We start from the raw sequence: 22,097 nt of genomic DNA, 5'->3' as shown, positions 1-22,097 counted from the left end.
TTGGAGGCTCGAAAGCGGTCCTCCGCCCGAAGGGCGGAGAGCTGGATACTTGCGCCTCGCCCTACCGTTCCGCCTTCAACGGCCGCGACAGCAGGCCGAGGATGGCCTCATCGACCCCGACCTCGCCGGCCAGAATCGCCGCCACGGCCGCGCAGATCGGCATCTCGACCCCCTGGCTGGCCGCCAGGGCCCGAACGGCCGGGGCCGAGGCCACCCCCTCGGCCACCGACAGCTTGCCGGCCAGCGCCTCGGCCAGCGTCATCCCCCCGCCCAGCGCCAGGCCGACGCTCATGTTGCGCGACTGCGGGCTGGAGCAGGTCAGCACCAGGTCGCCCAGGCCGCACAGCCCCGCGACCGTCTCGGCGTCGGCCCCCAGGGCCACGGCCATGCGGGTCATCTCCGCGAAGCCCCGGGTGATCAGGGCGGCGTGGGCGCTGCGGCCCAGGCCCTTGCCCTCGACGATGCCGCAGGCGATGGCCAGCACGTTCTTGATCGCCCCGCCGGCCTCGGCCCCGATCATGTCGCTGGCCAGATAGGGCCGGAAGCTCGGCGTCGCCAGCGCTTCGGCCAGCTGCTTGCCGAGCGCCTCGTCCGGGCAGGCGAGGGTCACCGCCGTCGGCAGGCCGCGCGACACCTCGCCGGCGAAACTGGGGCCCGACAGCACGGCCGGCGAACAGTCCGGCAGGGTCTCGGCCAGCACCTGGGTCATCAGCTTCAGCGAGCCCTGCTCGACCCCCTTGCTGCACAGCAGGACCGGCAGGCCGGGCCGCGCATGGGGCGCGAACTCGGTCAGCGCCGAGCGCAGGAACTGGGCCGGGGCCACGGCCAGCACCAGGTCGGCGCCGGCCAGGTCGGCCATGTCCTGGGTGGCGGAAATGGCCTCGTCGAGTTTTACCCCGGGTAAAAACAGGGCGTTCTCGCGCGTCTCGCGGATCTGCCGCACCGCCTCGGCCTCGCGGATCTGCAGACAGACCTCAAGACCCGCCCGCGCCGCCACCTGGGCCAATGCGGTGCCCCAGGCCCCGCCGCCGATCACCGCTGCTCGCTTCATGCTTTGGCGCCTTTGCGTCCTGGAACATGCATGGGGTTGGAAGACGCCGCCGCCTGATCCAGCGGCCAGCGCGGCCGGGCGACGGCGTCGAGGCCATCGCTCATCCCCAGCTGAAGCCGCTCCGCCCCGGCCAGGGCGATCATCGCCGCATTGTCGGTGCAATAGGCCAGCGGCGGCGCCGTGAAGCTGAAGCCATGCGCCTCCGCCGCCGCCTGCAGCCGCGCCCGGACGTGCCGGTTGGCCGCCACCCCGCCGGCGACGACGAAGCGCAGGCCCTCCACATGCCGTCCGGCATAGGCCTTCATCGCCCGCTCCGACCGCTCGGTCAGCTGCCGGGCGATGGCCTCCTGCACGCTGGCGGCCAGATCGCGCTGATCCTCCGGCGCGGTGACCTTCTCGGCCATGCGGGCGGCCGCCGTCTTCAGGCCGGAGAAGGAGAGGTCGCAATCGTCCCGCCCGAGCAGCGAGCGCGGCAGCACAAACCGCTTCGCATCGCCCCCTTCCGCCAGCTTTTCCAGCGCCGGCCCGCCGGGATAGGGCAGGCCCATGGCCTTGGCGATCTTGTCGAAGGCCTCGCCGGCCGCGTCGTCGATGGTCGAGCCCAGCCGCCGGCAGGCCCCCACCCCCTCGACCTCCAAGAGCTGGCAGTGGCCGCCGCTGACCAGCAGCAGCAGGAAGGGATAGGGGATGTCGGCCCCCAGCCGCGCCGACACCGCATGGCCCTCCAGATGGTTGACCGCCACCAGCGGCAGATTGCGCGCCAAAGCCACCGCCTTGCCGAACGACAGCCCCACCATCACCCCGCCGACCAGCCCCGGCCCGGCCGTGGCGGCGACGCCGCTGAGGTCGCCATAGCCCACCCCCGCCTCGGCCATGGCCCGGCCCGCGATGCCGTCGATGCTTTCGACATGGGCCCGGGCGGCGATTTCCGGCACCACCCCGCCGAACGGCGCATGCTCGGCGATCTGGCTGGCGATCACCGATGACAGCACCTCGCTGCGCCCGTCGGCATGCAGCCGCACCACCGAGGCGGCGGTCTCGTCGCAACTGGTTTCGAGGCCGAGAACGGTCTGTGCGGACATCACTTAATTGCGGTTCCCGGGCCGCTCCTGTAGCAGCCGTCCATTGTTGAACGCCCGAGGTAGACCTCCCGCCATGTCGCCGCAACCTGTCGTCCGGATCGGCACCCGCGCCTCCAAGCTGGCGCTGGCCCAGTCCCGCATGATGCAGCTGCGCATCGCCACCGCCCTCGGCGCCCCCGACCGGGCCGACGAGATCGCCCCCCTGGTGCGGATCACCACCACCGGAGACCGCATCCAGGACCGCCGCCTGCTTGAGGTCGGCGGCAAGGCCCTGTTCACCAAGGAGATCGAGGAGGCCCTGCTCGACGGCCGCATCGACGCCGCCGTCCACTCGATGAAGGACGTCCCGGCCGAGATGCCGCCGGGCCTGGCCATCGCCGCCATCCCCGAGCGTGAGGATCCCCGCGACGCCTTCATCAGCGAACAGTGGGAAACGCTGGAAGACCTGCCGCACGGCGCCCGCCTCGGCACCGCCTCCCTGCGCCGCGCCGCCCAGTGCCTGGCCGCCCGGCCGGACCTCGAGATCATCATGCTGCGCGGCAACGTCGACACCCGCCTGGCCAAGCTGGCCCAGGGCGAGGCCGACGCCATCCTGCTGGCCGCCTCCGGTCTCAACCGCCTCGGCCTGGGCAGTGTGGTCAAGAGCTTCCTCGACCCCGTCGCCAACCCGCCGGCCCCCGGCCAAGGCGCCCTGGCCATCCAGACCCGCGAGGCCGACATCCACGCCGACTGGCTGGCCGCCGTCTGCGACCTCGACACCGTCATCACCGTCGCCGCCGAACGCGGCGCCCTGGCCGCCCTCGAAGGCAGCTGCCGCACGGCGATCGGGGCGCATGCCCTGCTCAACGAAGGCCACCTGACCCTGATCGTCGAGGCCCTGACGCCAGACGGCACCCGGCGCTTCCGCAAGGAAGGCGGCATCATGCTGCCGGAGGACGGCGCCGAGGCGGCGGCCCGGGCCCTGGGGCGCGAGCTGGGCGACGCGGTGCGGCTGGAGGGCGGCGACGCCATCGTGCTGCACGACTAGCGTCCGCGGCCCGTCGACCCTGTCAATTCACGGCGGGCGCCGGGTACGGCGCCATGCAGGCCGCCGATGATGGGGGCAGCACCGGCGCGAGGCTGCCCGAGCGCCAGTTCCAGGATTGCCCACCCTGGCGGCGCCGGCACATGACCTGCTCGTGCAGTTCGTACATGCCGGGCATGAATTGCCGCGACAGCACCGGCGCCTTGCCGAAGGTGACATAGGCCCGGTTCGTCCCGAACGCCTCCCAGTCCGGACCGTTCTCGGCGACCGGCCGGCCGTTGCGGGCGAAGCTCGTCCAGTAGTCCAGCATCGCGTCGGAGATCAGTCGATGCTCGGCGGTGTCCGGAATGGCTGGCCACCCGGCCGGAACGCCGCCGAAGGTTCCGAAGACGAACGGAACTTCGCCGGCATGGAAGGCCCTCATGTCGGCGGCCGCCGCGGCCGGATAGTCATGGTCGAAATAGTACAGGTAGGCGGGCTGGCCGACGGCGGCCTGCTTTCGAACCAGCCGCTCGGCGGCCCAGCCGAAGACGACGTCGCGTGACGCGGCCAGCCGTGTCTGCTCCGGATCGGTCGGCGGATAGAGCCGCAGATAGGTCTCGGCCAGATCGCCATAGCGGGCCTTGATGTCGGCGACATAGGCGTTCCGGCTGGCGGCGAGCGGCGGCAGAAGGAAGCGGAGGCTGCGCACCTCGCCGCTGTTGAAGCCGGCCAGCAGGGGGACCGGCGCCTGCTCGCCGCGATCGAAGGTCTCGACGATCTGGCGCGGCAGGATCTTGCCGTCGATCGTGCCGAACGGCGCATAGCCCGCCTTGGCGGCTCCATCGACAAGCTGTCGCGCCTCCATGGCGCGCAGATCCCCGATGCCGGGCGCGCCCAGGGTCGCGCCGAGCCAGGAGCCGATCGCCTCGGCCGAAAACTCCTCGTACCGGCCGCTGCGCAGTTCCGGCATGGTGAAGAGGTAGCCGCTCTGCAGGATGGCCCGGTCGAAGACGCCGCGCGCGAGGGGCGAGGTGAGCAGGTATTCGACGCTCAGCGCGCCGGCGGACTCGCCGAAGATGGTGACGTTGTTCGCATCCCCGCCGAAGGCGGCGATGTTCTCGCGCACCCATTTCAGCGCCGCCACCTGGTCCATCAGGCCGTAGTTTCCCGACACCTTGTCGGCGGACTCCGCGCTGAGCTCGGGATGGGCCAGATAGCCCAGCACGCCGAGGCGGTAGTTTATGGACACCAGGATGACGCCGCGTTTGGCGAAGGCCTGACCGTCGTACATGCGCGAATGCGCCGTGCCCCAGATCAGCGTGCCGCCGTGGATCCACACCATCACCGGCGCCTTGCGGGCGCCGGCCGGAGCGGTGATGTCGAGCGTCAGGCAGTCCTCGCTCATGGCCTGACGGCCCCGGTCGTAGGGCCCCGTCGCCATCGCCGGCTGCATGCAGGCGACGCCCATCGTCCCGGCTGGGCGGACGCCGCTCCAGCGGGGCATCGGCGCCGGCGGTCGCCACCGACGCTCGCCGACCGGGGGCAGGGCGTAGGGGATGGCGCGGAACACGGTCGCATCGCCCTCCCGCACACCGCTGACGACGCCGGCGGGCATGTCCACGACCGGCGGGGCGGCTTGGGCCGGCAGGCTCGAAAGGCCCCAGAGCAGGGCGCAACCGCCGATCAGGGCGCGAAGGACGTGGCGCGGGAAGGTCATCACGCGGGGTCTCCCATCGAAACGGTGGATCGTCTGATCAGGCGCGCCAGGCCGAGGAACAGCACGGCCGCGATCAGATACATCGGCGAGAGCGCATAGAAGGCCGACTGCAGGGCGTGGGCGCCGCCGTTGGCCGCGAAGAGGTCGCTGACCATGCCGACAAACGTCGGCCCAAGGCCCAGTCCGATGAAGTTCATGACCAGCAGCAGCAGGGCCCCGGAGATGACCCGCTGGTCGGGGCGGACCTCGCTCTGCACGAAGGTCACGGTGGCGGTCAGGAAGAAGGAGTTGAGGAACATCGGCGCCATCAGGAAGACCAGCGCCAGCTCCCAGCGCGGGGCCCAGACGAAGCCGAGGAAGAAGGGCAGGGCCAGCAGCAGGGAGATCGCCGGAAGGACGGCGTAGGCCGTCTTGCTCCTGGCCGCGAAGCGGTCGATCAGCCGGCCGGAAACAAAGATGCCGCCGCCCATGCCGATGGCGACGACCAGGGCGTACCAGATGGCCACCTCGCCCAGCGCCATGCCCTTCTCCCGCATCAGAAACAGGGTGGCGAAATTGCTGAGCCCGTAGGTGATGAAGTTGGCCGCGCCGCTGGCGATCGCGGCCAGCAGCAACAGCGGGTTGGAGAAGAACCGGGCGATGACGGAGAAGAACCGTTCGGTCGCCACCTCGGCCGGCGGCGCCGTCGGCGACGCATCGTGCGCGCCACGCCGGGGTTCAGGCGCCAGGAACCAGACCACGACGGCGGTGACCACGCCGATCCCGCCGATGACATAGAAGGGCAGTCGCCAGTCGAAGGCGGCCGCCAGGGAGGCGCCGAACGCGACGCCGAGGGCCGAACCGAGCGGCGGTCCCAGATTGAAGATGGCCAGGGCGGAGGCCCGCTTCTCGCGCGGGAAATAGTCCGAGATGATGGCGTAGGATGGCGGAACGCCTCCGGCCTCGCCGACCCCGACCGCCATGCGCGCGACGACCAGCTGGCCATAGCCGCCCGCCATGCCGCAGGCGGCGGTCGCGGCGCTCCACAGGCCACAGGCGATCGACAACACCTTCACACGGTTCGTGCGGTCGGCCAGCCAGCCGACCGGAATGGCGATGAAGCAGTAGAAGAGCGCGAAATAGAAGCCGGTGATCCGGCCAAGCTGGCCGTCGGTGATCTGCAGGGCGTCCTGGATCGGCTTGGCCAGGATGGAGACCAGCTGGCGGTCCAGGAAGTTGAGCACATAGACGGAGGACAACAGGCCGAGCACCAGCCCCCTGTTGACGGGAACCTGCCCGCCCGTGCCGGGTGTCGCGTCGGTCATGCCTGGGAGTCCCCGTTTGAAGGTTCGCGTTTGCCGCCGGTCCAGCCCGGCCGGCCGCGGCCGCCGCCGTATCCGGCGGCGACCCTCTGCTTGAGCAGGGCCGGCGGCCGGAAGCGTTCGCCGTAGGCGTCGTGCAGGATGTCCTGGACCTGCAGGCAAAGATCGGACGTCACCGCGTCCATCAGCGCGAACGGACCGATCGGATGCCCGAGCCCCAGCCGGCAGGCCGCATCGATGTCCTCCGGGCTCGCCACCCCCTCCTCGACCAGCTTGACCGCCTCGATCAGCATGGCGTGCAGCAGGCGGTTGACCGCGAAGCCGGCGACGTCCTTGACCACCACCGGCGCCTTGCCGACCGACCGCAACAGCTCGCCGATCCGCGTGACGACGCCGGGATCGGTGTCGAAGCCGGGAATGACCTCGACCAGCTGCATGCGCGAGGCGGGCGAAAAGTAGTGCGTGCCGAGGAAGACGCCGCGGCGGGCGGGCGCAAGCGCCGCGCCCAGGGTCGAGATCGGCAGGGTCGAGGTGTTGGACGCCAGCACGCAGTCCGGGCGGCAGATCCCATCCAGCGACCGCAACACCGCCTGCTTGGCCTCCAGCGACTCGAACACCGCCTCGCTGACCAGCTCGCGGTCGGCGAGATCCGACAGGTTTGCGGACGGCCGGATGCGGGCCAGGGCGTCCCGGCCCTGGTCCGCCGTGTACAGTCCCCGCGCGGCGCCCTTGTCCAGCAGCGCCGCGAGCCGGGTCATCGCCCGCTGCAACGCGTCGTCGTTGAGGTCGGTCATGACCACCTCGAGCCCGCCCAGGGCGAACACAAGCGCGATCTCGGCCCCCATCAGGCCGGCGCCGACGACACCCACCCGCGTCATGCCGCGCGCTCCCGCCAGGCGGTCGCCTGATGCTGGTACCATGGGATGATCTCCGGGTTGGCGATGGCGTCGGGGTTGATGACCTTGGCGATCGGCCAACCCTGGAAGAGGCGCTTGATCGGCAGCTCCTGCTTCTTGCCGGACAGGGTGCGCGGAATGCCGGGCGCCGCGATGAACAGGTCCGGGATGAACCGGGGTGACAGCGAGCGCCGGATGGCCGACGCCATCGCGGCCTCCAGCGCCGCGTCCAGGGTGCGTCCGGCGCTCGGCGTCACGAACATCAGAAGCTTGCTGCCCCCCCGTCCATCCTCGAGGTCGATGACCAGGGTGTCGGCCACCCCGGGCAGGTCTTCCACGGCGGCATAGAGGTCGGCCGTGCCCATGCGCAGGCCATGCCGGTTGATGGTCGCGTCGCTTCGGCCGGTGATGGTGCAGCTGCCGTCGGCGTCGACCCGCAGCCAGTCGCCATGTCGCCAGACGCCCGGCCATTCGCTGAAGTAGGAGGCGCGATAGCGGCTGCCGTCCTCGTCGCCCCAGAATTTGAGCGGCATGCTGGGGAAGGGCCGGGTGCAGACGAGCTCGCCGACCTGGCCGATGACCGGCTGGCCGTCATCGTTCCAGGCCTCGATGGCGGCCCCCAGGTGCCGGCACTGCAGCTTGCCGGGGGTGTCCGGCAGCTCCCGGTTACCGGCCAGGAAGGCCGCCGCCACATCGGTGCCGCCGCTGATGTTGCACCACCAGATGTCGGGGCGGCCGAGGGCGGCGAACTGGTCCGTGCCCCACTGCTGGACCTCGGCCGGCAGGGGCGAGCCCGTGCTGCCGAGCGCCCGGATGGCGCCGGTGTCCCCCGCCTCGCCGATGTCGATCGCCGCCTTGCGGCAGCTGGCGAAGAAAGCCGCCCCCGCCCCGAACCAGGTGACCCCGTGCCGGGCCGCGAAAGACCACAGCGTCAGCCAGTCCGGCTGGCCCTTGCGACCGCTCGGCGCGCCGTCGAACAGGCAGAGGGTGGTCCCGCCGAGCAGGGCCCCGACCTGAAGATTCCACATCACCCAACCGGTCGCGCTGTACCAGTGGAACCGCTCGCCCAGGGTGTTGGCGGCGTAACTGGGCCCGATGTCCAGCTGCAGGTGGCCGGCGCAGGCGGCGAGGATGACGCCGCCATGGCCATGAACGATTGCCTTGGGCAGGCCGGTCGTGCCGCTCGAATAGAGGATCCACAGCGGGTGGTCGAAGGGCAGCCACTCGGGCTCGAAGTCAACCACCGCCGCGTCGGCGCGCGCGGCAGCGGCGGCGAAACTCTGGGCGCCGGCGATGCTGGACTGCCCGAACCCGCTTTCCACGACCAGCAGGGCCTCGATGCTCGGCAGCGCCTCCCGGATCTCCGCCACGGCGGCGCTGCGATCCATCGCCTTGCCCGCGTAGCGGACGCCGTCGACGGCGATCAGGGCCTTCGGAGCGACCTGGCGAAAGCGGTCGAGCACCGCCGGCGTGCCCATGTCGGGCGAGCAGATGGTCCAGATGGCCCCCAGGCTGGCGCAGGCCAGCAGGCCGATCACCGCCTCGGGGATGTTGGGCAGGTAGGCGGCCACACGGTCGCCTCGCGCAACGCCGCTGTCGCGCAGGGTCAGGGCCAGGGAGGCGCTTCGCCGCCGAAGCTCCGCCCAGCCGATCTCCGTCACCCCGCCCTGCTCATCCTCGGCGACAATCGCCGGCAGGCCCAGGGCCTCGGCCGCCTCGACATGGCGGAACACCTGCCTGGCATAGTTGACGCTGGCCCCGTCGAACCAGGTGGCGCCCGGCATGGCCCCGCCCCGCAGGACGCTGGCGAACGGCGTCGGCGAGGCCAGCTGATGATAGTCCCAGATGCTGCGCCAGAACCCGTCCAGGTCCGTCGTCGACCAGGTCCACAGCCCGGCATAGTCGGCGAAGCCAAGCCCGCGTTCCCGCTCCAGCCAATCCCGGTAGAGCCGCATCTGGGGAACCGGGGACCCGGCCGCCAATGTCGGCGCCGGGGTGTCTGGTACGCTCGTGAGGGTCACCTTCGACGGTCTCTTCCTTGGCGGTGCTGGGGCAGTGGTGGCGCGGCAAGCCTGTGGCGGGAGCCCCGGCGAGGAACGGCCTGCGCCCGCCGGGGTCCGGATCAGAAGGTCTTGCGCAGGTTGAGGCCGATGAAGCGGCCGATCGGGTTGTAGGAGCCGCCGACGCCGTCGGTCGCCGGGAAGAACGGCGGGTCGGCGTCGAACAGGTCGTTGACCTGCACGGCCACCACGGCGCCCCTGGTCCAGCCGGTGTCGGGCAGCGTCCAGGACGCCCGCAGATCGACCGTGACGTAGGAGTCAGCCCGGTAGGAACTCACCCCGGTCGGCGTCGTGTAGAGGCTCTTCACCCCGTCCCGATAGTTGACGAAACCCGCCAGCGACACCGGACCGGCCTGGGCGGCCAGCGTCGCCCGCGCCGTCCAGCGCGCCAGGCCGAGGTCCAGGCTGTTGGTGACCGGCGAGGCCGGCGAAATCCGGGTGTCGAAGTTGAGGATGTAGTTCCCCGCCAGGTCGGCGAACACCGAGCCGAAGCCGGTCGTCCAGTAGTAGTTGACGTCGAAGTCCAGGCCGTCGGTCTCGCGGACGCCGAAGTTGTTGTTGCGCAGGTCGAGCAGGTTGGCGTCCGTGCCGAAGCTGGCCGGCAGGTTCACCGGCGTGGCGATCGCCAGCAGGTCCTGGAAGGCCGGGCTTGCCGGATTGCCGCGATAGACGATCGAGTCGAAGGTCGGGTCCTGGAACACATAGGGCACCGACGGCGTGCCGATCACGTCGGTGTATTCGAGCTTGTAGTAGGTCAGGCTGGCCCGCAGGTTCGGCAGGAAGGTCGGATTGACGTCGATGCCGGCCGACCAGGTCGTGGCCTCTTCCGGCTGCAGGTTCGTGTTGCCGCCCAGCAGGTAGATGGTCTCGACCTGGGCCGCGCCCCGCGTCGGGTCGTTGGCGTAGGTGGCCGAGTTGGGGGCGCTCAGATAGTAGGCGCCGACGGTCGCGCCGATCTGGCGCAAGCCCGGGGCCCGGAACGAGGTGCCGTAGGAGCCGCGCACGGACAGACCGTCGACCAGCTGCCAGTAGACGCCGACCTTGGGGTTGGTGGTGGTCCCGAAGTCGCTGTAGTCGTCGTACCGGCCGGACAGCGACAGCGCGAGCCCCTTGACCATCGGCAGGGTGTTGCCCGGGCCGACGATGGGGACGAAGACCTCGCCGTAGAGCGACAGAACGGTGCGGTCCATGTTCTCCGGGATATCGTTGGCCGGCGTGCCGATGTAGCCGCGCTGCTCGAAGGACTCGAACCGGTACTCGGCCCCCACGGCGAACTTCAGCGGCCCGCCCGGCAGGTCGAACAGCGGCCCGTCCAGCTTCGCCGCGGCGACATTGACCCGCTGCTCCTCGCTGGCATGGGTGGGATAGTCGAGGATGGCCGCGACCACCGCCGGAGCGGTGCCGGTGCCGAACGGATCCAGCGCCGTCGCCGTCGTGGTGCCCGCCGCCGCGGCGTCCAGCGCCGCCTGGCTGAGCCCCGGCACGTAGCTGTCGTTCATGGCCCAGTCGACCGTGCCGTAGACGCTGAGGTTCAGCTCCCGGGGCAGCTTGACGTCGATGCCGAAGGACGAATTGACGGCCGACTTGTCGTTGGTGTTCGTCAGATGGTCCGACCCGATCAGGTTGTCGGCGCGGAACGAGATGAGCTCGTAGAAGGCGCCCGGAGGCCCCTTGAAGAAGGGGTTGCCGCCGAACACCGGCGACAGCATGCCGACCGACAGCGCCGGCGCGGCGACCTGGTACTCGTCATGGCGGTCCGAATACAGGACATCGGCCCAGAGGGTGGTCCTGTCGCCCAGCTCCTGCCGGCCCGACACGAACAGGGCGTGGATGGCCGAGCTTGGCAGCAGGTCGTTGAGCGCCCCGCTGTCGCAGCGGTTGGCCCCGGCCGTGAAGGTCGGCGCCTGGTAGGGGGCGGTGTAGGTCGGGTTGGGATAGACGGTCGGCGACGGACAGGCCACCGAGCGGGAATCGATCCCGCCATAGGGCCTGAAATCGGTGATGCGATAGTCGCGGTCGCCGGCCAGCAGGTTGCTGTTCTCGGTGTACTGATAGGCCGCCAGGATGGAGCCCGAGCCCCAGTCCTCGCCGACGAGACCCGAGACGTGGCCGGCGGAATAGTCCTCGCCCGCGCCATAGCTGGCCGAGACCTCGACGCCCTCGACCTTGCGCCGGGTGATGAAGTTCACCACCCCGGCCACCGCGTCCGAGCCGTAGATCGACGAGGCGCCGTCGGCGACCACCTCGATCCGCTCGACCGCCAGGTTGGGGATCAGCGGGTAGTCGGGGTTGGTCACCTGCACCGCGGCGCTGACCAGCCGGTGGCCGTTCATCAGCGGCAGGGTGGCGTTGGCCGGCAGGCCCCGCAGGGCCGGCGCGAAGGAGCCGAGGCCAGGCCCGGTGCCGGCGCTGGTCGTCGGCGCGGTGTTGAAGCTGCTGAGCTGCGGAATGGTCGAGGTGAGGTCCGGCGTATTGGCGCCGCCGAGCATTTCGATGTCGTCGCGCGTCACGCTGATGAGGTTCGATCCCGTCGGCGGAACACCCCGGATGCTGGTCCCGGTGACGATGATTTCCTCGACGTCGGCCCCGCTGTCCGGGCTCTCGCCGTCCGGCGCCGCCGGCGCCTGGGCCAGGGCGGGCGCCGCCGCCGCCAGAAGCATGATGGCGAGCAGCGATGCGCCGCCAAGCGCGATGGATTTCGTAAACCTGCTGGATCCTGTCACGTCGGTCCTCCCCTAAGGCCGTTTGTCGCTCGTTGATGCGCCGCGCTCTTTGAAGGCTGCGGTCGATCCGGAGGCTGTCGCCAACCTCCGGGCATGCCGCACGGTGGCATCCGCCCGGGGAAACGCCATGGCAGGAGTGACAAAGAAATTTGGCGAAAGTGACCGGCGGTCGGCCAGCCGCCGTCAGGCCCCGCGCCGCTCGTTCAACAGCGCCGTGGCCGCGGCGATCTTCGCCGGGTCGGCCAGATGCAGGGCCCGGTAGGCCGACGGCGTCATGCCGGCCCAGGCCAGGAACTGGCGCGAGAAGCCGCCGGGCTCACTGAATCCCAGCGTATCGCCGATCGTCGAGATCGGCATGTCGCTGGCCAGCAGATAGGCGCCGGCCAGCTCGCCCCGGAGCCGCGTGCGGATGTCCTGGAAGCTCTCGCCCTCCGAGGCCAGCCCCTGGCGCAGGCGCCGCGGCCGCGTCCGCAGCCGGGCGGCGACCACCTCGATCGGCGCCGACCACATGCCCGCCCGCTGCAGCTCGATGAGCACCTGCTGGGCCTGCTCCCGCCAGCTCAGGGCGCTATCGGGCGAGGCGAACCAGTCCGGGGCGCTCGCATAGTAGTCGTTGTATTCCGTGATCGAGCTGTGCACGAGGCGCACCGCCAGATCGCTCCAGCTGTAGCAGAGGGCGTCGACCGGCGCGTTGTAGGTGATCGGACAGCGGAACAGCGCGAACCGGTCGAAGCCGTTGGCCTGCACCGGCCGCGGGCCTCGCACCAGGATGCCGCGCAGCGCCAGCGGCCGGCCGATCAGCCAGCTGAACAGGTGGTAGATCCAGACGAACCGGATCCAGACCAGGATGTCGCGGTCCACCCCGGGGATCGTCTGATACTTGCAGATATGCTGCAACCCGGCCCCGTGCTCCTCGGCGATCCAGGGCCCGACATCGGCCGACATCGCGTCGGTGAAGCGGATGCTGACCCGTAGCGCCTCGCCAAAGGTGCCGCAGTGCAGGAAGGACAACAGCCGCTCGGTTTCCAGCGCCAGCCGGCATCCCTGCCCGAGGAAGCCGAAGTAGACATCGTCGAGCGCGATCTGGATCTGCCGCGCCAGCCTGACCAGCGCCGGCCCGTCGATGGAGGCCTGGGCATTGCCGTAGACCGACGCCTCGATCCCCGCGTCCCGCAGGATGGCCAGGGGATCGCGCCCTTTGAGCACGGCGCCCTGCAGCAGCCGCTGCACCGCCTCGCCGTCCAGGCCGCCTTCGTTAAGAGCTCTTCCGTCCATACCGCCAAGATTTCCGCGCGACTCGTCCCCATAACTGAGGCCGCCGCCGCCCGTCACGCAACCTCCCCCGCCCGCGCCCCGAACACCAGCCGCCAAACCTCACGGGTGATTTCCCGGGACAGGCCAGACGCTCAAGCCGCGACGGCCGGGTCCCGGCGCCGCTGCATCGGCTCGCCAACACCCCCAAGGCGATCCGGGCGCCCCGCGATCACCTGCCCCGGCGCGAGGCCGCCGCCATCCCGCTGCCCGCCCAGGCCCACCTCCAGCCCCCTCCCACCCGCTCCTCCCGGCGAACGCCGGGACCCATTTCGTAGGGCGCCGCTGGCTGGGGTGCGGACCTGCAAGGCACGGCGGGGTTTGGTTGTGGGTTTCGTCACAGACGCACTTGGAAGCGAGGATGGTCTTGATCGGAGTGTAGAGCCCTCGAAGCTCCCTGAGACGGTGAAGACCGCGGCGAGGGCGCCTACCGAAGCGGATGCTTGTAGTGACGGCTACGGGTGGGAAGCGGTCACTTGATCGCCGCCATAGTCACAGCGGGATCAGAACCTTGCCGATAGTCGGTGCCTGATCGGAAAGTTTTCTACTGCGGGCGTTATGGAAGACTGCAGAGAGCCTGAACCGATCGGTCTCTATAGACGCCGCAAACATCGGCTTCCTCAAGCGCTTCGACCAATGCTGAGCCGACTGGTGTTCGTCCGGCGCATCCAGTCCTGGATAGGCGAGAGACCAGTTGTTGCCCCAAACATATCCCTCTGGATGGCCCGCCGCCTCCCACGCGGGATAATCGGTTAGTACGTCATCCCATGACAAGGGCCACACCTCGTCAGGAACTCGCGTCTCGACGTGTAGATCGACCACGTGGGTGAGCGTCAGCTCGTATGTACCCCCGGCCTCAATAATGAAATTGTAGTCTCGGCCGTGCGGTGCGAAGCCGTGGCTCATAACGCCAAAGTCGATCTCGGGGAGCCAATCTCGGACAATAGTTTGCAGCGGGTTCTCTGGCACGGGCCGCCCTCACTTAATCGTTGCTCTCAGGCTACGGCGAATGAGCAAGGTCCGCTATGGGTCGGATGCGGACCTTCACTCTCGGTCCGCATCCCCAAGTCACGTCTGCCCGCTAATGGTATCGCAGGCGCCGCTAGTTGCTGACACCCTGTTTGGGAAAGCCTTCCAATAGACGGTCCATAAGCGGGTCGATCTTGGACTTCGTGGATGCCCATTTGTCAGGGCTGGCCCCGCCTCCGCCGAAGACGCCTCGCGTTCCGACCCGCTCGGCAAAGCCGATGAGTTTGCCGCGATGGTAGACCGCGATGCGTGCATCGCTAAGGAACGCCACGAAATCCCAGCGGCGGGTTGCCGTGTATTTGGCGTAGAAATCACAACTGTCCGGCAGCTTGTCGTAGATTTCGGTCGCAATTCCGTGACGTTCAAAACCCTCATGGATGAGAGACGTCAGGTCCGTGATTTTGACCTCTGTGTTTTCCTCGATGCAGACCGTGGTGATGGCGTAGATCGAGGCGTCTATCGGTTTGCTGTCTACCTTCGTCCAGGCGCCGCAGACCAGAACGGCAGCTACGACCGCGGCCGTTCGAAGAAAGGCTTTTGATGCGTAGGTGCTCATTGTGTCCCCCGAGCTAACGGATCAGGTAGCGGGCCGGGGCCTTCTATTTGTCGATGAAGACCCGCCCGTCGGGGAATAGAACGATCTAACTTGTGAGCGACAAGTCGCCTTGTTGGTCACTCTGGCTGGTCCGCTAGGTCGCCAAGTATGAAAAATCGTTTGCTGAAAGTCAGCAATCTAGCCGTATCGACATCGTAAAGGACTTTGGTCGATGGCATCGGCAGGCATGCCCCCTTGGTGACTGCATCCCCGAGACTGTCCGGAAGCATGTCTTTCCAAACCCCGTCAATGGATTCAGACCCGATCAGGTCACTATCATCGGTGTACAACGCCACGGTTTGCCGCCTCTGCCGGTTCTTGCGGCAATCGACGTCCCAACGCTCCATGCTGTAGCGGCCATCCTTGCCGTCGACGACACGGACGTCCTTCAGAACGATAGTCATCCAGATGGTCCGGATATCTCCGTCTATAACGGTCCGGTCGGTGTTGATGAAAACGACCATATCGTCCGTGCCGGTGACAAGCCGGTACTTTTCGGCGGCTGCCGATCCGGCCACCATCAGGCCCGCCACCAGGGCCACCCCTGCAATTGCGCGCTTCATCCCCTGCCCTCTTTCCCCAAATCAGGTTTACACATTCGCCGCTTCGGCTAGTTCGCGTAGTTTCCGAAGGACCATTGGAATTCCACGGACACTATATAAATCTCGGTCTGGCTGGTGCGGTCTGCGTCTTGACCGGCTCCACGCCCCCCTCAGAACGCCCCAACCATGAGCAGCGCCAGAACCGGCGGCTGACCCATCTCCACCCGCCGATGGTTCACGAACGCCGCGCCTTCCACCAGGGCCGCGTACTGCGCCGGGCAGCGCCTGGCGAAGGCGGCGGCCTCGTCGATGCGGAGGGTCAGGAGCGTTCCCCGGGGGACCGGCCGGCTGACCATTCCGGCCTCGGCGTCGTCCGCATAGGTCAGGCAATCGATCCAGGCGTTCATGTTGGCGCCGCAATAGCCCGGGAAGCCCAGGCAATCCGCAAAGACCGCGTGGAAGCTGTCCCAGTCCGTGATGCGGTCGGCGGGTACGGGGATGACGAGGGTCTGCATGGCGGGAGGCTAGCGCAGCGGCCGGGGCCTGTCCGCAGGGGATAGGAACGGACGGACCCTCCATCCCTCCGCGGACATCCTCTAGATGAATATGTCTAGACATATTCATCGACCCGGCGCGCGCCGCGACGCTCTTTTCGCTGCAAAACTCGCTCGCCGGCCCGCCGGCGCACCCCCGCGCGGCCCACTTCGCCTCACCCGGCGCCCACCACGCCCCCGCCATTGGCCCACCGGGGCCCCACCCGATCCCCGTCCCCCATCCCCTGGACAACCCCTTGCGCCCCAAGGCTTTGCGCACCGGAAGACCGCGGTTTCGCCACCTTGAAAAATGCAGAGGGGGTATAATGGGGGGCCGCTTCGATAAGCCGGTGGAAGGGGGATTGATCGGGGGATGCGGACCGGCCAGCCTGCGCCCGTGCCCAAGCCCTCGCCTCTCGTCTGGATCACCCGCGCCGAGCCCGGCGCCTCGGCGACGGCCGGCCGGGTTCGGGCGATGGGATGGACGCCGCTGACCGCGCCGCTGCTCGAGGCCCGGACCCTGGCGGACGCGACCTTCGACCTGACCGGCGTCGCCGCCGTCGCCTTCACCAGCGCCCAGGGGGTTCGCGCCTTCGCCGCCCTGACCGGCGCCCGCCCGCCGGCCTTCACCGTCGGCGAGGCCACCGCCGAGGCGGCCCGCGCCGCCGGCTTCGGGACCGTGCGGTCGGCCGACGGCGATGTCGCCGCCCTCGCCGGCCTCATCGCCGCCGCCGATCCGGGGCCCATCCTGCATGCCGGGGCCCTGCATCCGGCCGGCGACCTCACGGGCGACCTCACCGCCCGGGGCCTGTCCGCCCGCGCCGTCGCCCTCTACGACACCGTCCCGGTCGATCCCGGCCCGGCCCTGTCGAAACTCCGTCAGATCACCGTCGTCCTCACCCACTCGCCCCGGGCCTCGGCCCTGCTCGCCCGGGCCCTGACCGCCCATCCCGCCCCGCATTTGCGCCTGCTGGCCCTGTCCGAGGCCGTCGCCGCCCCGCTTCGCGCCCTGGAAAATGCGAAGATCGCCGTCGCCCCGTTTCCCAACGAGACTTCCCTGCTTAATCTGCTCTGAAAGCCGCCAAGGCTGGCCGGAACGATTCGCCCCTCCGATGACCGCGCAAGACACCGACGACATCACCCCGCCCCGCGATCCGGCCGCCTTCGCCAGGCCCCGGGGACGCGGCATCGGCATCGTCGCCATCATCGCCCTGTGCGTGATCTGCGTCGCCCTGGGCTTCGCCGGGAGCCAGATCGCCGACTGGCTGGCGCCCAAACCCGCGCCCGCGCCGCAGCCGACCGCCGCCGCCCCGCCCGGGCTCGACCGGCCGGCCAGCCTCCCCGCCCCGGTCCTGGCCGGCGCCCCGCCGACGGAGCCGACCGCGACCGTGCCGACCGACTATGCGGATCTGGAGCTCCGGCTGGCCAATATCGAGGCCAGCCAGCAGCGCACCCTGGTCGCCGCCGGCGCCGCCCTGGCCGCCGCCGGCCTGGCCGAGGCGGCCCAGACCTCGCGGCCCTTCGAGGCCGAGCTGGCCGCGCTGGAGCGCATCCTGCCGCTGTCGCCGGACGCGCGCGCCCTGCGGCCGATGGCCGAGACGGGCGTGCCCAGCCGCGCCGCCCTCGCCGCCGAGTACGCCGACATCGCCGCCCGCGCCTCGACCGCCGCCCGCGAGCCCGGCGAGGGGGCCGGGGTTGTCGACCGCATCCTGTTCGCCCTGTCCGGCATCGTCAGCATCCGCCGGGTCGGCGAGACCACCGGCAGTTCGCCCGACGCCGTCCTGGCCCGGGCCGAACGCCAGGCCGCCGAGGGCGACCTGGTCGGCGCCTCCAGCACCCTGCGCGCCCTGCCGCCCGGAGCGGCCACGGCGATGACCGCCTGGAAGGCCCGCGCCCAGCAGCGCATCACCCTCGACCAGCACCTGGCCAACATCCGCGCCCAGGCGCTGTCGGATCTGGCTTCAGCGGGGGGCGCGCGCCCGTGATCCGCACCGCCATCGTCGTCTTCCTGCTGGCCGCGGCGGCCGTCGCCCTGATGGCCCTGACCCGCGACGCCGGCGAGGCGCATCTGGTCTGGCTGGGCTGGCGGGTGCAGATGACCGCCTCGACGGCCGTGCTGCTGGTCATCTTCACGGCCCTGAGCGCCACCCTGCTGTGGCGCCTCGCCATCTGGCTGCTGGAAATCCCCCGCCGGGCCGAGCTGGCCCGCATCGAGCGCAAGCGCCGCGAGGCCGGCGAGGCCCTGGCCCGCGGCTTCCTGGCCGCCGCCGCCGGCGATGGCGGCGAGGCCCGCCGCCTGGCCCTGAAGGCCGGCGAGCTGGCCGACGACAGCCCCGCCCTGGTCCGCATCCTCACCGCCCAGGCGGCCGAGGCGGCCGGCGACATCGCCGCCGCCAAGAGCGCCTACGGGGCCATGGTCGCCTTTCCCGACATGCGCCTGGCCGGCCAGAAGGGCCTGATGACCGCCGCCCTGGCCGAGGGCGACAAGGCCGCCGCCCTGCGCCACGCCGAGGCCGCCTATGGCCTGGCCCGCACCGCCCGCTGGGCCTGGCGGGCGGTGCTGGAAGCGCGGCTGGAGGCCGGCGACTGGGCCGGGGCCTTGGAGCTGGTCAAGAGCGCCCTGGAGCGCAAGATCGTCTCGCCGATCGTCGCCGACCGGGCCCGCGCCGCCCTGCTGGCCGCCTCCGCCGCCAGCCTCGAGGGCGGCGACGAGCGGGCCCGCCGCCAGGCCTCCGACTACGCCGCCCAGTCGGCCAAGCTGGCCCCCGACTTCGCCCCCGGCGCGGTGATGGCCGCGCGCCTGAGCGGCGAGACCCGCGCCGCCCGCGCCACCGGCTTCATCGAGGCGGCCTGGAAGAGCCGGCCTCACCCGGCCCTGTGGCTGGCCTATCGCGACCTGAAGACCACCGAGACGCCGCGCGAGCGGGCCCGCCGCCTGGCCGCCCTCGCCGCCCTCAACCCCACGGATCGCGAGAGCCGCATCCTGATGGTCGAGCAGGCGCTGATCGCCGGCGAGATCGGCGCCGCCCGCACGGCCGCCGCCGCCCTGCAGAGCGAACCGTTGACCGCCCGCCTGGCCGGCCTGTTCGCCCGCACCGCCAACGCCGCCGGCTTTGTCGACGAGGCCCGCGCCTGGATCACCCGGGGCGCCGCCGCCCCGCAGGAGGCCGACTGGTCCGACCTCGACCCCGAGGGCCAGGCCTTCGCCTACCAGCCCGACGACTGGGCCCGGCTGGTCTCGACCTATGCCGAGACCGGCGAGCTGATCCACCCGCGCCTGGAGCGCCGCGAGCGGGCGATGAGCGACCTGCCCGAGCTACCCGTCTCCTACGTCGAATCGACCCCCTTCCTGGCCGCCGCCGAGACCGGGGCCATGGCCCTGCCGATCCCGGACGACCCCGGCGTCGAGGGTTTCTACGAGGGCGTCCCCGACGAACCGCCCCCGCCAAAACCGCCCGCCAAACGCCGCCGCTTGGCAAGCGCCCCGCGCCCGGCTAAATAGCGCCCCTCCAGAAGACAGACCCGTCTGTCAGGCCGCTTTAGCTCAGCTGGTAGAGCACCTCATTCGTAATGAGGGGGTCACAGGTTCGAGTCCTGTAAGCGGCACCATTCTCCCCCTTCCGCCCCGGACGCGAAAAATCGACGCTGGTTCGCCGAATCTTCAACTGCAACAGTTGTAGTTTCAAATCGGGCGCCTATCTCCAGGTTTCCCTGCGTTTTTCCGGAGTCCTCCCCTTGTCCAACTTCCGCCCCTTCGCCATCGCCGGTCTCGGCGCCGTGCTGGTCCTGTCGCCGCTGGCCGTCGTCGCCCAGGGCCCCTTCAGCAGCGACCCCGCCCAGGTCCAGGCCGGTGACTACAGGTTCGATTCGGCCCACAGCAAGATCACCTGGTCGATCAACCACTTCGGCTACTCGACCTATGTCGGCCAGTTCAGCAAGGTCGAGGGGACCGTCAGCCTCGACCCGAAGAAAGCCGCCGACGCCAGGCTCGATGTGACCATCGACGCGGGCTCGGTCGGCACCCTGAACCCGGCGCTCGACACCCATCTGAAGTCGGCCGACTTCCTCGACACGGCGAAGTTCCCGACCGCCACCTTCAAGGCCACCACCATCAAGCTGACCGGCAAGAGCACCGCCGACATCACCGGCGACCTGACCCTGCACGGCGTCACCCGCCCGGTCACCGTCGCCGCCACCTTCAACCAGGGCGGCGTCAATCCGGTCGACAAGACCTACAGCCTGGGCTTCGCCGGCAAGGCCAAGATCAAGCGCACCGACTTCGGCATCACCGCCTACGCCCCGGCGCTGGGCGACGAGGTCACGCTGGAGCTGGAGGCCGAGCTGAAAAAGGTCGGCTGACCGGCGCCTAGAGCGCGCCCAGGTCGAATCCCGCCCGGGCCAGGTCGCAGAACATCCGGGCATAGAGGCCAGGCAGCTGTAGATTGGTGTGGCCGAGGCTGTCGGCCCCGAGCGCCGAGACCGGGGTGATCACCCCCTGACCGGGGACGGCGGCCAGCCAGCCCCGGTCGATCATCGCCGCCACATGCCGGCGGGTGGTCTCGAACGGCAGCCCCAGTTCGGCCGACAGGGCGCGGACGCTGATCGGCTTGCGCAGATGGTCGGGCGGCGGCTCGTCCTGGCAGGCATAGCGCCAGGCCGTCTCCGGGTCGGCCATCAGGTCACGGACATTGGCCCGCATCGCCCCGCCCCAGATGGTCAGGGGCAGGATGCCGCCGAAGGTCGGGCTGAGCAGTTCGGCGTAACGGTTGCTCATGTCCGCGACGATGCGAACGACCAGGCCGGGCGGCGGCGGTTCGGCGACCTGGGCTGGCAGGCCGTGGGCCGAGACGTCGAATCCAAGAGCCTTTAGCGCCCGGAAGCTGTCGAGAATGATGGCGTGGGTGGCGAGCATGGCCTCGGCCAGGGGCCCCTCGGCCTGCAGGGCGGCCACGGCCAGCAGGCCGCCGCGGACCCGCTCCACCTGACCCCGCTCCATCATCGCCCGGGTCCGGGCCCGGACGGTCTCGTAGGGCAGGTTGAGCGACTGGGACACCGCATGGATGCTGACCGGACGCAGCAGGGCGCGACGCTCGGCCATGGCGGCGGCGGCCGGCGGACCGGTCAGGGCCAGCAGGCGCGACTCGGCCGAGGCGTAGGGAAGATGCCGGCAGTTGGCGCTGAACAGGGTCTTGAAGATGAAGGCGTCAAGCGGGTCGCCGTCGAAGGCCGCGCGCTCGACCTGGCCATAGCGCAGGGTCATGTCGGCATAGCTGCGGATCAGCATCCGCGCCGGCGGCTGTTGCCCCATACGTCATCCCCCTCGCCGCCAGCCTAGCGCCATTGGCGAACGGTGTTCAGCGCCGGGTTACGCAAAACGGGGCATCGGGGACTTTTCCGCCCTGAGGCATGCCGTCGCAGGCTCAGCCGAGGCGGGCGCGGATGTCTTCGGGCGACAGGCCCCGGACGGCCACCGACTTCACCCGCGCGGTCTGGCCGGCCGCCACGGTGATGGCCGACTTCGGCAGGCCGAGCGCCTTGGCCAGCAGCTTTTCGAGCGCCGCGTTGGCCTCGCCCTCGACCGGCGGGGCGCTGACCCTGACCTTGAGCAGCGGCCGGCCCTGGGCGTCCTCGCCCCAGCCGTCGATACGGTCGGCGCCGCCGCGCGGCGTCAGGCGGACGGCGAGACGGGACTCCACCGACGTCAGAAGCCGTACAGGGCCCTGGCGATGGTGGCGTTGAACAGCACCCGCACAAAGCCCAGAAGCAGGATGAGTACGATGGGGGTGATATCGACGCCGCCCAGCAGTGGCACCACGCGCCGCAGCGGCCGCAGCATCGGGTCGGTGACAGCGTCCAGGAAGCTCACCACGTTGCGGGCGAACGGGTGGCTCAGGTTGATGACGTTGAAGGCGACCAGCCAGCTGATCACCGCCTGGACGATGAGCACCAGGATGATCAGGCCGATGACCTGGTTGACCAGCCAGACGATGGCGATACCCATGTGGGCGCGTCTCCGTTGCGTATTGACCCGGAACCTAGTGAGCGTCGGGCCCGGCGGCAATGTGCGCCCCGCAGAACTTGTCGCGCCGCCAAGTTATTGCGCCCGCCTTGACAGCCCAAGCCCCCCCGCCGTATGTGCCGCCCTTCCCTCATCCTGGGAGGGGGCCGTAGCTCAGTTGGTAGAGCGCCTCGTTCGCAATGAGGAGGTCAGGGGTTCGACTCCCCTCGGCTCCACCAGGGTCAGGATGACC

Annotated in this window: 20 protein-coding genes and 2 tRNA genes; 7 read left to right on the top strand and 15 right to left on the bottom strand. The window is 70.0% G+C overall.

Going from position 1 to position 22,097, the window contains the following annotated elements; all coding sequences use genetic code 11:
- Nucleotides 1-61 precede the first annotated feature (61 nt).
- Nucleotides 62-1,051 (bottom strand): NAD(P)H-dependent glycerol-3-phosphate dehydrogenase, encoded by a 990-nt coding sequence (locus O5I81_RS00920; protein ID WP_271067065.1) that lies wholly within the window; start codon nt 1,049-1,051, stop codon nt 62-64.
- The gene (gene tsaD / locus O5I81_RS00915) at nt 1,048-2,133 is read right to left on the bottom strand and encodes a tRNA (adenosine(37)-N6)-threonylcarbamoyltransferase complex transferase subunit TsaD (RefSeq protein WP_271067064.1); all 1,086 of its coding nucleotides are present in this window, start codon (nt 2,131-2,133) and stop codon (nt 1,048-1,050) included. Before tsaD ends, O5I81_RS00920 begins: the two co-directional genes overlap by 4 nt.
- A gap of 73 nt (nt 2,134-2,206) precedes the next feature.
- Between tsaD and hemC the strand changes: the two genes are divergently transcribed.
- Nucleotides 2,207-3,160 (top strand): hydroxymethylbilane synthase, encoded by a 954-nt coding sequence (hemC, locus tag O5I81_RS00910; protein ID WP_271067063.1) that lies wholly within the window; start codon nt 2,207-2,209, stop codon nt 3,158-3,160.
- 22 nt (nt 3,161-3,182) lie between these two features.
- Here the strand turns inward: hemC and O5I81_RS00905 are convergent, their stop codons facing one another.
- The 10 genes from O5I81_RS00905 to O5I81_RS00860 form a co-directional block, all read right to left on the bottom strand.
- Nucleotides 3,183-4,856 (bottom strand): carboxylesterase family protein, encoded by a 1,674-nt coding sequence (locus tag O5I81_RS00905; protein ID WP_271067062.1) that lies wholly within the window; start codon nt 4,854-4,856, stop codon nt 3,183-3,185.
- Nucleotides 4,856-6,160: an MFS transporter gene (locus O5I81_RS00900; protein WP_271067061.1), complete on the bottom strand. Its 1,305-nt coding sequence runs from the start codon at nt 6,158-6,160 to the stop codon at nt 4,856-4,858. The genes O5I81_RS00905 and O5I81_RS00900 overlap by 1 nt, the downstream gene beginning before the upstream one ends.
- Entirely contained in the window at nt 6,157-7,035 is an 879-nt protein-coding gene (locus O5I81_RS00895) for a 3-hydroxyacyl-CoA dehydrogenase family protein (RefSeq protein ID WP_271067060.1), read from the bottom strand. The genes O5I81_RS00900 and O5I81_RS00895 overlap by 4 nt, the downstream gene beginning before the upstream one ends.
- Nucleotides 7,032-9,008: an acetoacetate--CoA ligase gene (locus O5I81_RS00890; protein ID WP_271067059.1), complete on the bottom strand. Its 1,977-nt coding sequence runs from the start codon at nt 9,006-9,008 to the stop codon at nt 7,032-7,034. Before O5I81_RS00890 ends, O5I81_RS00895 begins: the two co-directional genes overlap by 4 nt.
- A gap of 167 nt (nt 9,009-9,175) precedes the next feature.
- Nucleotides 9,176-11,836: a TonB-dependent receptor gene (locus tag O5I81_RS00885; RefSeq protein WP_271067058.1), complete on the bottom strand. Its 2,661-nt coding sequence runs from the start codon at nt 11,834-11,836 to the stop codon at nt 9,176-9,178.
- Between the two features lie 183 nt (nt 11,837-12,019).
- Nucleotides 12,020-13,111 (bottom strand): AraC family transcriptional regulator ligand-binding domain-containing protein, encoded by a 1,092-nt coding sequence (locus O5I81_RS00880; RefSeq protein WP_271067057.1) that lies wholly within the window; start codon nt 13,109-13,111, stop codon nt 12,020-12,022.
- Nucleotides 13,112-13,639: 528 nt separating this feature from the next.
- Entirely contained in the window at nt 13,640-14,116 is a 477-nt protein-coding gene (locus O5I81_RS00875) for a hypothetical protein (protein ID WP_271067056.1), read from the bottom strand.
- Between the two features lie 133 nt (nt 14,117-14,249).
- Nucleotides 14,250-14,732, bottom strand: coding sequence for an Sbal_3080 family lipoprotein (locus O5I81_RS00870; protein WP_271067055.1), 483 nt, complete (start codon nt 14,730-14,732; stop codon nt 14,250-14,252).
- Between the two features lie 116 nt (nt 14,733-14,848).
- On the bottom strand, nt 14,849-15,334 hold the full coding sequence (locus tag O5I81_RS00865) for a surface-adhesin E family protein (protein WP_271067054.1): 486 nt from the start codon (nt 15,332-15,334) through the stop codon (nt 14,849-14,851).
- A 149-nt stretch (nt 15,335-15,483) separates the two neighbouring features.
- On the bottom strand, nt 15,484-15,828 hold the full coding sequence (locus O5I81_RS00860; RefSeq protein WP_271067053.1) for a barstar family protein: 345 nt from the start codon (nt 15,826-15,828) through the stop codon (nt 15,484-15,486).
- Between the two features lie 391 nt (nt 15,829-16,219).
- On the opposite strand from O5I81_RS00860, the gene O5I81_RS00855 reads away from it, so the two are divergent.
- The 5 genes from O5I81_RS00855 (at nt 16,220) to O5I81_RS00835 (ending at nt 20,205) form a co-directional block, all read left to right on the top strand.
- Nucleotides 16,220-16,921 carry a uroporphyrinogen-III synthase gene (locus tag O5I81_RS00855; RefSeq protein ID WP_271067052.1) on the top strand — a complete coding sequence of 234 codons (702 nt, stop codon included), beginning with the start codon at nt 16,220-16,222 and terminating at the stop codon, nt 16,919-16,921.
- Between the two features lie 37 nt (nt 16,922-16,958).
- A complete protein-coding gene (locus tag O5I81_RS00850) occupies nt 16,959-17,831 on the top strand; it encodes a hypothetical protein (protein WP_271067051.1) in 873 nt (290 codons plus the stop codon).
- Nucleotides 17,828-19,348 (top strand): heme biosynthesis HemY N-terminal domain-containing protein, encoded by a 1,521-nt coding sequence (locus tag O5I81_RS00845; RefSeq protein WP_271067050.1) that lies wholly within the window; start codon nt 17,828-17,830, stop codon nt 19,346-19,348. Before O5I81_RS00850 ends, O5I81_RS00845 begins: the two co-directional genes overlap by 4 nt.
- Nucleotides 19,349-19,379: 31 nt before the next feature.
- A tRNA-Thr gene (locus O5I81_RS00840) sits at nt 19,380-19,455 on the top strand.
- Between the two features lie 126 nt (nt 19,456-19,581).
- Nucleotides 19,582-20,205 carry a YceI family protein gene (locus tag O5I81_RS00835; RefSeq protein ID WP_271067049.1) on the top strand — a complete coding sequence of 208 codons (624 nt, stop codon included), beginning with the start codon at nt 19,582-19,584 and terminating at the stop codon, nt 20,203-20,205.
- 7 nt (nt 20,206-20,212) lie between these two features.
- On the opposite strand, the gene O5I81_RS00830 is transcribed toward O5I81_RS00835, so the two are convergent.
- From O5I81_RS00830 to O5I81_RS00820, 3 genes are all read right to left on the bottom strand, one after another.
- On the bottom strand, nt 20,213-21,154 hold the full coding sequence (locus tag O5I81_RS00830; RefSeq protein ID WP_271067048.1) for a hypothetical protein: 942 nt from the start codon (nt 21,152-21,154) through the stop codon (nt 20,213-20,215).
- Between the two features lie 112 nt (nt 21,155-21,266).
- On the bottom strand, nt 21,267-21,542 hold the full coding sequence (locus O5I81_RS00825) for a DUF167 family protein (RefSeq protein ID WP_271067047.1): 276 nt from the start codon (nt 21,540-21,542) through the stop codon (nt 21,267-21,269).
- Between the two features lie 5 nt (nt 21,543-21,547).
- Nucleotides 21,548-21,847, bottom strand: a complete 300-nt coding sequence (locus O5I81_RS00820; RefSeq protein WP_271067046.1) for a YggT family protein — start codon at nt 21,845-21,847, stop codon at nt 21,548-21,550.
- A gap of 160 nt (nt 21,848-22,007) precedes the next feature.
- Between O5I81_RS00820 and O5I81_RS00815 the strand changes: the two genes are divergently transcribed.
- Nucleotides 22,008-22,083, top strand: a tRNA-Ala gene (locus O5I81_RS00815).
- The last annotated feature ends 14 nt before the right edge of the window (nt 22,084-22,097 follow it).

The sequence above is a fragment of the Caulobacter sp. NIBR1757 genome (genome assembly GCF_027912495.1).
In the GTDB taxonomy this organism is placed as follows: domain Bacteria; phylum Pseudomonadota; class Alphaproteobacteria; order Caulobacterales; family Caulobacteraceae; genus Caulobacter.
The sequence above is the reverse complement of the archived record's forward strand: the minus strand, read 5'-3'. Positions and strand labels throughout refer to the sequence as shown.